We start from the raw sequence: 13412 nt of genomic DNA, 5'->3' as shown, positions 1-13412 counted from the left end.
GGTGATCACTTCCTTGAGACGGCCCCGCCCGGGGCGGGGAGCCCGCCGTCCCGGCCGCCCGGGACGGAGACCCGGGCGCGGTCCCGGTCGGGTACCGGGATCCGCCGGGCGGCGGGCACGAGTTCGGCGAGCGCGGCTTCCAGCTCCTCGGCGCGGACCGGCGCGAGCAGGGAGCCGTGGTGGGCGTACGGGTCTCCCAGCCCGCGCAGCAGCACCATGCGGGCCTCCTCCCGGCCCCCGGTCACGGCGGCCGCGAGGTCGCGCGGGCGGATCCCGTCGGGCAGGGTCCGGGCGGCGCCGGCGGCGGCCAGCAGCTCCTCGTGGGCCGCCTCGTCGGCGCGGCCCAGCAGGCCCCGGCGGCGGGAGACCGCGGCGGCGGCGCGCAGGCCCAGGGCGAGCGCGTCCCCGTACGGGAGGCCCGGCCCGGCGAGGCCCCGCACGGCCCTGGCGACGGGCTCGCCGTAGCGCAGGGCGGCCGCGGGGCCGCGGCCGAGCGGGTCGTGGGAGCAGAGCGCGGCCCGGGCCTCCAGGCAGAGCGAGACGTACGACGCGAGGGCCTGCGGGTCGTACCCGCCGCCGGGCCGCAGCCGGGAGGCCACCCGCCCGGCCGACGCCGGTACGACGGCCAGCACGGTGCGCAGCAGCGGCGCCAGCCCGGCGCGCAGCCGGTGCGGCGACAGCGTCGCCAGGTACTCCAGGTCGATCCGGACCAGGGCCGGCGCCGCGACGCGGCCGGCGGGCCCGGCCACCGACAGGGCCGTGTCCGTCATGGCCCGCAGCGTGGTGGGCAGCCGGACCAGGGCCGGCCGGGTGCCGTCGGGGCACCGCGCCCGGTCGGCCGCCTCGATCACGCGGCTGCCGCCGAGCGCGACGGCGAGGGCGCCGTCCGGCACCGCCAGGGGGCCGTCGCCGTCGGGCCACAGCACCCCGGTGGGCGCGGCCGCGCCCAGCAGACGCAGCAGGCGCGCCGCGTGCTCGCGCGGCAGCCCGGGGTCGGTGACCAGGGCGATCCGGCCCGGGGCGAGGTCAGACAGGGCGTGGGGGAGTCCGTCCGACGGGCCGTCGCCGCAGCGGATCTGCACGGGGACGTGCACCGGGCCGGCGAGCAGGGACCGGTCGATGCGGACGGAGGAGAGGTGTGCGGACATGCCGCTCACGATCCGGCGGCCGCCACCCCGGCGGCATGAGGCGCAGACCCCGTTCCGGTCCCTCCCGTCAGGTCCCACCCCCGCCCCGTCCGGTCCCACCCCCGCGCACGGCGCGGCCCCACCCACGGCCCGGTCACCCAGAGCGACTGATCATGACTGCTAGTGTCGATGCGTGGACGAAGAAGACCGCACCATTCCCCGGGTCTTGATCGTCGACGACCACCCCCTGTTCCGCGAGGGGCTGCGGGCCGCCCTGGAGAGCACCCGGGGCGCGGTCGTCGTCGCCGAGGCCGAGACCGGCGGCGAGGTCCCGGACGCGGTGGACCGGCACCGGCCGGACGTGGTCGTGATGGACCTCTCTCTGCCCGACGTCTCCGGGATCGAGGCCACGCGCCGCCTCGCCTGCACCCACCCCGGCCTGCCCGTCCTGATGCTCACCATGTCCGACGACGACGGCAGCCTGCTCGCCGCCCTCCAGGCGGGCGCCCGCGGCTACGTCGTCAAGGGCGCCGGCTCCGAGGAGGTGCTGCACGCCCTGCGCACGGTCGCGGCGGGCGGCGCCGTCATCGGCTCCGAGATCGCGGCCCGGCTCTCCGAACTCCTGGCCGGAGGCCGCCGCCGCGACGCCGGACAGCTCTTCCCCTCCCTCACCTCCCGCGAGGTGGAGGTGCTCGAACTGATCGCGCGCGGCCACGACAACCGGCGCATCGCCCGGGAGCTGGTCCTGTCCGAGAAGACCGTCCGCAACCACATCACCCACGTCTTCGAGAAGCTCCAGGTCACCTCCCGCGCCGAGGCCGTGGCCCGGGCCCGGGACGCGGGCCTGGGCGGCGACGCCGGCTGACCCCCGGCCGGGCTACGGGCCGGCCGGAAACCGGGACACCCGCCCCATGCGCCCGGGACCGGGCAGGCACCAGGCTGGAAACCAACGCACCCCCGAGCGGCCGGGGAGGCCGACATGCGCACAGCGAACCGGACCACCGCGAACACGCCCCGCTCGGGGCCGGAGATGCTGCCCGCCTACGCCGTCTGCGTCCTCACCATGCTCGCCGCCATCACCTGGGGCATCGTCACCCTCACCCACATCGGCCACCCCGCGCTGCGCACCGTACGCCTCCACCTCGCCGCCGACCACGTGCTCGTCGGCCTCGGCATCGCCCTCACCGGCATGGTCTTCGCCGCCCGCCGGACCGCCCGGGTCCTCGGGTGGCTGATGCTCTGCTCCGGCTGCGCGCTCACCCTCGCCCAGGTGGTGCCGCAGACCGCCGTGGTGCACGGAGCCGGGCCGCGCGTGCTCACCGCCGTGTTCATCCTGGTCATGGTCGCCTTCACCCTGATCAACGCCATCATCTACCCCATGCCGCTGTGGCTGCCCACCGGCCGCTTCCCCCGCTGGGGCGCGCCGTACGTGGCGTTCACCGCCCTCTTCAGCGCCGCCCAGCAGTACTACGTCTTCACCCGCCCCGGCTTCGTCTACTACGGCGTCGAGTCCCCCATCTCCGGCCCCGGGTGGGCCGGCCCGGAACGCCTGCTGACGCCGTGGATGGACACCGCCTCCCGCTGGGTCCCGCCCCTCATCGCCGGCGTCGGCATCCTCCTGATGGCCGTCCGCTGGCCGCGCACCCCCAAGTCCGACCGCCCCTACGCCATCCTGGCGGTGCCCTACCTGCTGTGGCTCGCGGTGATCGCCGTCAACCAGTACGGCGACCCCCCGATGGGCTTCGAGGTCGTCATCGTCTACCTCGCCGCCGCGTCCTGGCCGGCGACGGTGGGCTACGTCCACATCCGGGAGCGCACCTGGGCCCTGGACCGGGCGGGACGCCGCATCCTGACGGCCTTCGTCCTCACCTTCGGCCTGTTCATGGCCTACGCGGGCGGCGCCTTCGTCCTCGACTACTTCGCGCCCGGCTCCCTGACCCCCGAGTCCGGGCTGATGGCCTGCCTCACCCTGCTGGTGGGCTTCCTGCTGCGCCCCACCGCGCGCTGGTCCGCCCGGCTCGTCGACCGCTACTACTACGGCGAACGCGCCCAGCCCTACCAGGCGGTGCGCGCCCTCGCCGACCGGCTCAGCCACGCACTCGACCCGGGGGACATGCCCCGCCTGCTGTGCGACACCGTCGTGCACACCCTGCGGCTGCCCGCCGCCCGCCTGGTGATCAGCACCCGGCACGGCGAGCGCGAACTGGCCCGCCTGGGCAGCCCCGGCAGCGGCGACGAGGCCTTCCCCCTGGTCCACCGGGACAACGCCATCGGCCACCTCTACGTCCCGCCGCGCGCCGGCGAACTCGCCCTCGACCAGCAGGACCGCGAGGCCGTGCGGATCCTGGCCGACCACAGCGCGCCCGCCATCGCCTCCCTCCAGCTCTACGAGGAACTCCAGACGAGCCGCGAACAGATCGTCCTGGCCCGCGAGGAGGAGCGGCGCAGGCTGCGCCACGACCTCCACGACGGCCTCGGCCCCGCGCTGTCCGGACTGCGCCTCCAGGTCGACGCGGCCCGCGCGGCCATACCGTCCGGCACCCGGGCCACGGACTCGCTGGCCGCCGTGTCCGAGGGCATCGGGCAGGCCATCGACGAACTGCGCCACATCACCGGCGGACTGGCCCCCGCCGCCCTGGACGGCGCCGACCTGCCCCGCGCCCTGCGCCAGCTCGCCGAGCACCTGGGCCGGAACCTGCGCATCACCGTCAGCCTGGCCCCCGAGCCGTTCCCGGGACTGCCGGCCGCCGTCGAGGTGGCCCTGTACCGGATCGCCGCGGAGGCCCTGAACAACGTCGTCCGCCACGCGCGGGCCGGCCGCGCCCACGCCGCGGTGGTCCTCACCCCCGAGGCGGTGACGGTGGAGGTCACCGACGACGGCTCCGGCGTCCCCCAGGGCGGCGCGCCCCGCGACGCCGGGGTGGGGCTGCGCTCGATGGCCGAGCGCGCCGAGGAGCTGGGCGGCACCTTCGACCTGGTCAGCTCCGGGACCGGGACCGTGGTCAGGGCCGTGCTCCCGCGTACGGCCGGGACCGGCACGGGACCCGGGGACCATGTGCCCGGGACAGGAGGCTCCGTACGTTGATGGTCCGAAGCCCGAACGGGCCCGGAGAACCCGAAGGAGAGGAACCATCATGTACGCGAAGATCGTGAAGCTCGCTCCGGTGGCCCTGGTCACCGCCGGCCTGGTCCTGGCCGGTCCGACCGCACTGGCCGCCCCCCGGCAGCAGTCCGACGCCGTGTCGGTGGTGGAGCACAAGACCAGCGGCAAGAAGGGCCCCTACCCCAGCAAGTCGTCCTGTGAGGCGGCCGGCAAGGCGGGCCACTACAAGAGCTACTACTGCCAGCAGCACGACCACAAGTGGTGGCTCTACTACACCTCGAAGTAACCGGAGGACAGCTCCTCCAGCCGGGCCCGGGACGCCATGTCCCGGGCCCGGCGCCCTGCCGTGCGCCGCCGCCGCGCCGGGTCAGGCGCGGCGCGCGGGCGGCGCCGCCAGGGGCGCGTCGCCGAGCTGTACGAGCGTCAGCAGGACCAGCGCGTCCGTCCAGCCCAACGGCACCACGGCCTTCGGGAGGCCCTGCGCGTCCACCGTCTCGGGGAGCTCACCGAGCACGTTGCGCTGCGCCAGCACCCAGTCGAGCACCGCGGAACCCTTCGCCCGCTCGCCCGTCGACGCCCAGGCGAGCGCGAAGAACGAGGTGCTCGCCGTCCAGGTGATGTTCCCCCACCGGGTGTCCGGGTCACTGCCCGGCACCAGCCCGCCGTTGGGCCGCAGCAGCTCCTGGTAGGTGGTGTCGAGCGCCCCCGCGAGACCGGCCGGCGCCTCGTTGAACGGGGGCGCCATGAACGCCGCCGCGCTGTCGTGGCCGTGCAGCCCGTCCACCGTGCGCTGGTAGCCCAGCGGCGCGAACCGCTGGGCGATGCCCCGCTCCAGCCGGCCCGCCGCCTCCGTCCAGCGCGCCGCCTCCTGCTGCCGCCCGAGCCCCGCGGCCAGGTCGGCGGCCGCCCGCAGCCCGGACAGCAGCGGCGCCGCCGTGCCGATGTTGGCGGTGTCCGTGGGCAGTTCCCAGTAGTCCGGGGAGGCCGGCGGCAGGCCCTGCGCGTCCAGGGACGCCGCCGCGAAGTCGGCCGCCTTCAGGATCGCCGGGTACAGCACCCGCAGCCGTTCCGCCCGGTCCGCCGCGGGCGCCGTCCGGTACCACTGCCAGGCGGCCCAGGGCACCCAGCCGTTCGCGTCCAGCTGCCACGGCCGGGTGTCCGGCGGCCCCGAGCCGTCCAGCTTGGTACGGGCCTCCCAGGTGCCGTCCGGCCGCTGCGTCCGCGCGTTGTACAGCAGGATCCGGTACGCCTCCTCGTCGTGCCCCGTGTGCGCGAACGCCGCCGCGGCGAAGGCGGAGTCCCGAGGCCAGGAGAAGTCCCAGAACGGGTACCAGGCCGCCGCCAGCGCCCCGTTGGGCCGCAGCAGCGCCCGCATCGACAGCAGCGCCCGCTCCGCGCCCTCGCGCCGGGCCCCCGCCGCCCCCGGCACCCGGCCCCGGGCCAGCCAGCGCCGCGACTCGGCGATCTGGGCCAGCGCGCCCGCGTCGCCCGCCTCGACCACCCGGGACTTCTCCGCGCCCGCCGGCAGGTAGCGCCAGCGGCCCGAGGGCAGCACCAGGACGTTGCTGCCCTCCACGTAGCGGGCCCCGACGGCGAACGCCGGGTCCAGGGCCTCCACCGCCCGCCCGTTGGAGAGCAGGCCCGCGGTCCGGGCCGGCTTCATCGAGGCCGGGACGTAGCAGGCCTCGGTCTCCCCGCACCGCTCGGACCCGGCCGGGTTCACGTAGAACGCCAGCCGGCCCGAGCCCGGCTGCCAGCCGCCCCGCGCCTGGTCGTACTGCGCGGCCGCGGGGTGGCCGGCCGCGGCCGCCCGGGTGCCGTACCAGGTCACCGCCCCCGCCTCGGCGGTGGCGGCCTGCGCGAACAGGTAGTACCGGGCACCGGGCCGCAGCGCCGCCGCCAGCGGCACCTCCACCCAGCCCGTGCCCGGACCGCCCAGCGCGGCCAGGTCCACGGTGGCCGAGGCGATCGCGGAACCGGCGTCGTCCCGGGCGGTGCGCACCTGCACGCTCAGCGTCCCGGTCGCGGCCGTGCCGCCGAGGAACAGCGAGACCCTGGAGAGCCGGCCGTCGTCCGTACTGAACTCCTGGGCCGCGGCCCGCCCGGCGCTCCCCGCGCCCTTGATCCCGTACAGGGGCACGTCGTGCCCGGCCTGCCCGTCGAGGGCGGCCCGTCCGCCGCCTTCCGGCCGTCCCCCGGGAAGGAGGGGCACCTCGTGCCCGGACCGTCCGTCGTAGGCCGGACGTTGGTCGGGCGCCACGGGCGGCCCGCCCGCGGCGGCCGCCCCGTCCGCCGTCTGCAGCAGCGTCGCCAGCAGGGCGGTGGCCAGCAGGACGGACCGTGTGCGCATCACGCATAGCCTCCACTGTGATGAAGCGTCAATAAGCCCGGCAGAGCGCGTACGCGGAGCCATTCATCCAATATCCCCGGCCGGGGCGCCACCGGGGGACGTGAGCGCCCCTGCCGCGCCGGACGCCCCGCAGCACCGCCCGGACGGTCCAACGCGCCGTCACCGGGCGGGGTAACGGCCCGCACACCACCGCCGCCTCACCCGTGCTCCACAGCCGCACCAGCGGCACACCACCGCACTCGAACACGCTCTCCCTGTTCAGCCACGCGCACCCATCACGCGCACCCGACCAGACCGGCACACGAGGCGCCGGGCCACACCCACGGGGGAAATGTGATTACTCGACGGACCGCACTGCGGGCAGGCGTCGCCGCCACCAGCATCGTCGGCACCGGTGGCATGCTGCTGCCCGTCGTGAACGCCGCCGGGACCGGCACGGCCGGGGCCACCGCGGGCGCCGCCGAACTCGACCCCGTCGGCATAACCAAGTTCACGCAGAAGATGCCGCTGCCGCCGGTCCTGCAGCCCTACCTGAACACGGGCACCACCAGCTACTACCGCATGACCCTGAAGGAAGCCGCCAAGGAGATCGTGCCGGGCGTCAAGACCCCGCTGCGCACCTTCAACGGCTCCTTCCCCGGCCCCGTCATCAAGGCCGAGTCGGGCCGGCGCGTCGTGATCAAGCAGACCAACTCCCTCGCCGTGCCCACCTCGATCCACCTCCACGGCGCCCACGTCCCCCAGGACAGCGACGGCGCCCCCATGGACCTGATCGCGGCCGGCGGCGGCACCAAGACGTACACGTACCCCAACACCCAGCCCCACGCGAACCTGTGGTTCCACGACCACGCCCACCACATGGAGTCGGAGAACGTCTACCGCGGGCTGACCGGCACCTACATCCTCACCGACGGCATCGAGCGCCGGCTGCGCCTGCCCTCCGGCCAGTACGACGTCCCGATCGCGCTGCGCGACGCCCGCTTCCTGGAGAGCGGCGAACTCATCTACCAGATGGGTGACTTCATGAAGCGCAACGTCATCATGGCCAACGGCAAGGCCTGGCCGTACTTCGAGGTCGCCGCCCGCAAGTACCGCTTCCGCCTCACCAACACCTCCAACCAGCGCTTCTTCGACCTCCACCTCGCCGACAACTCCGAGCTCGTGCAGATCGGCACGGACGGCGGCCTGCTCCCCGCGCCGCACCGCACCGACGTGGTCCAGATCAGCCCCGGCGAGCGCGCCGACGTCGTCATCGACTTCTCCCGCTACCCCGTCGGCACCGTCATCGAGCTGCGCAACAAGGACATCCCGCCGTACGAGCCCGCCGACGCGGTCAGCAAGGTCCTCCAGTTCCGCGTCACCCGCACCGCGGCCGACCGCAGCGTCATCCCGGACCGGCTGCGCACCCTGCCCCCGCTCGGCCCGGCCAGCGTCACCCGCGACTTCGACATGAAGATGGACGAGGGGGCGGGCGGCACCGGCGCGTACATCAACGGCAAGACGTACGACATGGACCGGATCGACACCGAGATCGCCTACGGTGCCACCGAGATCTGGACCGTGACCAACAGCAACAAGCTCGCCCCGCACAACTTCCACATGCACCTCGTGCAGTTCCGGGTGCTGGAACGCAACGGCAAGCCCGTCACCTCCGGCCCCGAGACCGGCCTGAAGGACACCGTGCCGCTCAAGCCGGGCGAGACCGTCAAGGTCCAGGCCACCTTCGACGGCTACCGCGGCACCTACGTCTACCACTGCCACCTGTTCGACCACGGCGCCATGGGCATGATGGCCAACATGCGCATCTCCTGACGCCCCGCACGCCTTCCCCTCCCCCCCTCCGCCCCGGCGGCCTCGTCCGGCCGCCGGGGCGGACCCCTCCCGTTGCCGAACCGCCACCGTGATCGTTTGACCGCCCGACGGGCGGACGGGCGGGAACCACACGGGAGCGGGTCGGCGGCATGCGGACGGAGCGCAGGACGGTACTGCGGGCGGCTTCGGCCGGAGCACTGGCGGCACTGACCGGGACCGGGGCCCCGCCGGCCGCCGCCCGCCCGGCCGCCCCGCGTAACGACGGCCGGGCCGCCCCGCCCAGCGACGGCCCGGCCGCCCCGCCCAGCGACGGCCGGGCCGTGCTGCGCTTCACCCGGGCCACCAACGGCGCGGCCACCGCCACCGCCGACGGGCGGCGCGTCATCGCCGAGGTGCAGAACGTCCTGTGGTCACTGCCCCCGGACGGCTCGCCCGCCACCCCCCTCACCCCGCCCGACCTGGAACCCGGCCGGCCCGTGTTCTCCCCGGACGGGCGCCGCGTCGCCATGAGCGCCTACCGCGGCGGCACCTTCCACATCTGGGTGATGCGCGCCGACGGCACCGGCCTGCGCCGCCTCACCGACGGCCCCTTCGACCACCGAGCCCCCGCCTGGTCCCCCGACGGCCGCACCCTCGCCTTCTGCTCCGAACGCGGCGGCGACCCCGTCGCCGGCAGCCCGTACCGCATCTGGACCGTCTCCCTCACCGACGGCGGCATGCGCCGCCTCACCGGAGTGCCGGGCCAGGCCGGACCCGGCCAGGACGGCCCCTGGGAGGACCTCGACCCGGTCTTCTCACCCGACGGCACACGCGTCCTGTTCCTGCGCGCCGTCCCCTCCGGCGAGGCCCTGCCCGCCCGCACCCTCGCCTCCGCCGCCGCCGACGGCAGCGGCCCCGTACGGACCGAACACACCGTCACCGAAGGCAGCCTGCTGGCCCCCGCCCTCTCCCCGGCCGGCCGCACCGCCTGGCTGTCCGCCGCCCCCGGCCCCCGCAGGGCCGAGAAGCTCACCCTGTACGCCGACGGGCGCCCCGTCCCCCTCGACGGCGACCTCGCCCCCGCGCCCCCGCGCTGGATCGGCGACGACCGCCTGCTCATCACCCTCGACGGCCGGTTCCGGGTGATCCGCCCGCACCGCGACGGCCCCGCCCGGGACATCCCCCTCGACGCCACCCTCGAACTGCCCCGCCCCCGCTACCGGGTCAAGGAGTACGACCTCGAAGCCGACCGCCCCCGCCCCGTCCGCGGCATCCACCTGCCCGCGCTCTCGCCCGACGCCCGCAGCGTCGCCTTCGCCGCGCTCGGCGCCCTGTGGACCGCACCCGTCACCGGCGGGGCCCCGCGCCGGATCCTCCAGGCCCCCGCCACGGCCTACGTCCAGGGCCCGGTGTGGACCCCCGACGGGAGCGCCCTGCTCTACACCGACGACCGCGACGGGCTGAACACCGTACGCCGCCGCGGACTCGCCGACGGCCGCGACGGCGTCCTCTCCCCGCCCGGCCGGGTCTACGGCTCCCTCTCCCCGGACGGCACCCGGCTCGCCGCCCTCGACCTCGCCGGCCGGCTGATCGTCCGCGACCTCGCCTCCGCCACCGACACCCCCCTCGTCCCGGCCCTCGGCGGCGGGGGCCTGCCCAGCCCGCCCAGCTGGTCCCCCGACGGCCGCCACCTCGCCCTCTGCGACCGCAACCGGCTCAGCCGCCGCTTCCGCGAGGGCTACAACCTGATCCGGATCGTCGACACCGCCACCGGCGCCGCCCGCCTCCACGCCCTCGCCCCCCACACCTCCCTCTCCGACCGCTACGCCTGCGGCCCCGTCTGGTCGCCCGACGGCCGCCACCTGGCCTGCGTCGCCGAATCCGCCCTCTGGCTGCTGCCCGTCACCCCCGACGGCACCCCCGCCGGGCCCGCCCGCCGCCTCACCGACGAGCCCGCCGACCACCCCTCCTGGTCCGCCGACTCCCGCACCCTGCTCTACCAGTCCAACGCCAGGCTGCGGCTGCTCACCCTCCGCCCCGACGGCACCCCCGACGGGGCGCCCCGCACCGTCCCCGTCTCCCTGTCCTACCGCCGCCCCGAACCCGTCGACACCGTCGTCCACGCCGGCCTCCTGTGGGACGCCACCGGCACCCCGCCCCGCGCCGACGTCGACCTGCTCGTCAGCGGCGGCCGCATCACCGCCGTCGAACCGCACCGCCCGCGCCGCCGGGCCGCCCGCACCGTCGACGCCTCCCGGGGCACCGTCCTGCCCGGGCTGTGGGACGCGCACGTCCACCCGTACCCGTACACCTACGGGGCCCGTCAGGGCGCCCTGCACCTGGCCTACGGCATCACCACCGCCGTCTCCCTCGGCGGCTCCGCCTACGAACAGGCCCGGCTGCGCGAGGACATCCGCGCCGGCCGCCTCGCCGCCCCCCGGCTGCTGGCCGGCGGGGAACTCCTCGACGGGTCCCGCGTCGCCTACAGCATGGGCCGCGCCCACCGCACCCACGCCGGACTCGCCCGCTCCCTGGCCCGCGCCGAAGCCCTGGACTGGGACTTCGTCAAGACCTACGTCCGCGCCCCCTACGCCTTCATGGAGGAGGCCGCCCGCTTCGCCCGCGAGGTGCTCGGCGTCCGCTCCGGCTCCCACCTGTGCGCCCCCGGCATCCAGTCCGGCCAGGACCTGACCACCCATCTGGTCGCCACCGAACGCGCCGAGTACGGCCACGGCACGACCCCAGCCGGCCACACCCACCAGGACACCCTGGAGGTCTACACCCGCGGCGGCTTCGACCTCGTCGCCACCCCCTTCACCGCCCTGCCCCTGATCGGCGCCGACCCCTCGCTCGCCGCCGACCGCCGGGTCACCGCCATGATGCCGCCCTGGGACGCGGCCACCCTCAAGACCGCCGCCGCCCAGCCGCCGACCCCCGAGCAGTACACCGCCCTCGAACGGGAAGTGGCCGTCTACCGCGCCGTCCTCGCCGGCGGCGGCCGCGTCGCCCTCGGCACCGACGCCCCGCTCACCCCCGTCGGCCTCCACCTCCACCTCGCCCTGCGCGCCCTCCACCGGTACGGCCTCTCGCCCGCCGAGGCACTCACCACCGCCACCCGCACCCCCGCCCGCGTCTACGGCGCCGACGCCCACCTCGGCACCGCCGAACCGGGCAAGCTCGCCGACCTCACCCTCGTCGACGGCGACCCCTTCACCGACTTCGCCGACCTGGTCCGCGTACGGGCCGTCCTGCGCGCCGGCACCCCCTTCGCGCGCGCCGACCTGGAAGCCGCCTACCCCGCCCCCGCCGCCCCCGCCCCGGAGCGGGCCTGGCGGCCCGTTCTGCGCCAGCTGCACCGCGACTCCTGCTGCACCGCCCACCGGGTCAACGGGCGCCTCCTGTAGGGGGGTTACCCCCACCCCCGGAAGCCGGTCTGCCGGATGGGCCGCCGGGGCGCCCTGCACGAGGCTGGCCCCATGACGAACTCCCGGAACAAGGCCCTCCTCCTCGCCCTCTCCGCCGCGGCCGCCGCCACCGCGCTCACCGCCGCCACCCTCCCCGCCCAGGCGGCCCCGGTCCCCCGCGCCGAGGCGCCCGCCCTCGGCTGGCACCCCTGCGCCAAGCCGGGCGGTCCCGCCACCCAGGAGTGCGCCGACCTCCCCGTCCCCCTCGACTACGACGACCCCACGGGACCGCAGGTCAAGGTCGCCGTCTCCCGCATCCGCAGCGACCGCCCCCAGGCCCGCCGCGGCACCCTCCTCGTGATCCCCGGCGGCCCGGGCGGCTCCGGCGTACAGCGGCTCACCCAGAAGGGCGCCGCCCTCCAGCAGCAGCTCGGCGGCGCGTACGACCTCGTCGCCTTCGACCCGCGCGGCGTCGGCGGCTCCACCACCGCGAGCTGCCGGCTCGCCCCCGAGGACCGCTACCTCACCGCCCTGCGCTCCTGGCCCGCCCCCGACGGCGACATCACCGAGAACCTCGCCCGCGCCCGCCGCACCGCCGAAGCCTGCGCCCGCAACGGCGGACCCGTCCTGCGCAGCTTCACCACCGCCAACCAGGTCCGCGACACGGACCGCCTCCGCGCCGCCCTCGGCGAGCGCAAGCTCTCCGCCTGGGGAGTCTCGTACGGCACCTACGTGGGCGCCGTCTACGCCCAGACCCACCCCGATCGCACCGACCGCTGGGTCCTCGACAGCAGCGGCGACCCCGACCCCAAGCGGGTCGCCCGCGGCTGGCTGGCCAACATGGCCCAGGGCTCCGACGACCGCTTCCCCGACTTCGCCGCCTGGGCCGCCCACCCCGACCGCGACAAGGACGGCCTGCGCCTCGCCCAGCACCCCGAGGACGTCGAACCCCTGCTGCTCTCGCTCTTCGCCTCCCTGGACCGCACCCCCCGCCCCTCCACCACCCCCGGCGTGCCCCTGACCGGCAACGGCCTGCGCCAGGCCCTGCAGAACACCCTCTACAGCGACTCCGCCTTCCCCGCCTTCGCCCGGCTCGCCGCCGCCCTGCGCGACCCGGCCCACACCCCCGCCCTGCCGCCGGAGCTCGCCCGCCCCCTGCGCGACGAGGACGCCGCCCAGCTCGTCGCGGTCCTGTGCAACGACGTCGCCTGGCCCGGCGGTTCCCAGGCCGACCGGCAGCGCGCCGTCGACGAGGACCGGGCCCGCCACCCGCTGACCGCCGGAATGCCGGTCAACGTGCTCCCGTGCTCCTTCTGGAAGGACACCCCCCGGAGGAAGCCCACCAAGATCACCAATCACGGTCCCTCCGGCGTCCTGATGATCCAGAGCCGCCGCGACCCCTCCACCCCCCACTCCAAGAGCCTCAAGATGCGCGAGGCCCTCGGCGACCGGGCCGTCCTCGTCACCGTCGAGCAGGGCGGCCACGGCGTCTACCTCGGCAACGGCAACGCCTGCGGCGACCGCACCGTCACCCGCTTCCTGACCACCGGCGAGCGCCCCGCCCGCGACACGAGCTGCCCGAACTGAGCACCGCCGCCGCGCGGCGCGCGGGCTCACCCGTACGGCGGCACGATGGA

The 13412-nt window shown here is 76.0% G+C and carries 8 protein-coding genes; 6 read left to right on the top strand and 2 right to left on the bottom strand.

Annotation, left to right across the window (positions count from 1 at the left end):
* Window positions 1-5: 5 nt before the first annotated feature.
* The gene (locus tag ABD973_RS01570) at window positions 6-1148 is read right to left on the bottom strand and encodes a 3-dehydroquinate synthase family protein (protein WP_125823547.1); all 1143 of its coding nucleotides are present in this window, start codon (window positions 1146-1148) and stop codon (window positions 6-8) included.
* A gap of 172 nt (window positions 1149-1320) precedes the next feature.
* On the opposite strand from ABD973_RS01570, the gene ABD973_RS01565 reads away from it, so the two are divergent.
* The 3 genes from ABD973_RS01565 (at window position 1321) to ABD973_RS01555 (ending at window position 4516) form a co-directional block, all read left to right on the top strand.
* The gene (locus tag ABD973_RS01565) at window positions 1321-1992 is read left to right on the top strand and encodes a response regulator (RefSeq protein ID WP_125604993.1); all 672 of its coding nucleotides are present in this window, start codon (window positions 1321-1323) and stop codon (window positions 1990-1992) included.
* A 114-nt stretch (window positions 1993-2106) separates the two neighbouring features.
* Window positions 2107-4212: a sensor histidine kinase gene (locus ABD973_RS01560; RefSeq protein WP_125823548.1), complete on the top strand. Its 2106-nt coding sequence runs from the start codon at window positions 2107-2109 to the stop codon at window positions 4210-4212.
* A gap of 49 nt (window positions 4213-4261) precedes the next feature.
* On the top strand, window positions 4262-4516 hold the full coding sequence (locus ABD973_RS01555; protein ID WP_125823549.1) for a hypothetical protein: 255 nt from the start codon (window positions 4262-4264) through the stop codon (window positions 4514-4516).
* An 81-nt stretch (window positions 4517-4597) separates the two neighbouring features.
* On the opposite strand, the gene ABD973_RS01550 is transcribed toward ABD973_RS01555, so the two are convergent.
* Complete coding sequence (locus ABD973_RS01550; RefSeq protein ID WP_125823550.1) at window positions 4598-6580, bottom strand: glycoside hydrolase family 15 protein; 1983 nt, start codon at window positions 6578-6580, stop codon at window positions 4598-4600.
* Between the two features lie 333 nt (window positions 6581-6913).
* On the opposite strand from ABD973_RS01550, the gene ABD973_RS01545 reads away from it, so the two are divergent.
* From ABD973_RS01545 to ABD973_RS01535, 3 genes are all read left to right on the top strand, one after another.
* Complete coding sequence (locus tag ABD973_RS01545) at window positions 6914-8392, top strand: multicopper oxidase family protein (protein ID WP_345497865.1); 1479 nt, start codon at window positions 6914-6916, stop codon at window positions 8390-8392.
* 149 nt (window positions 8393-8541) lie between these two features.
* A complete protein-coding gene (locus tag ABD973_RS01540) occupies window positions 8542-11775 on the top strand; it encodes an amidohydrolase family protein (protein ID WP_345497863.1) in 3234 nt (1077 codons plus the stop codon).
* Between the two features lie 72 nt (window positions 11776-11847).
* Entirely contained in the window at window positions 11848-13362 is a 1515-nt protein-coding gene (locus tag ABD973_RS01535; RefSeq protein ID WP_345497861.1) for an alpha/beta hydrolase, read from the top strand.
* Window positions 13363-13412: the final 50 nt, after the last annotated feature.

This window comes from Streptomyces racemochromogenes, from assembly GCF_039535215.1.
GTDB lineage: Bacteria > Actinomycetota > Actinomycetes > Streptomycetales > Streptomycetaceae > Streptomyces > Streptomyces racemochromogenes.
This window is presented reverse-complemented; position numbering and strand designations above follow the sequence as displayed.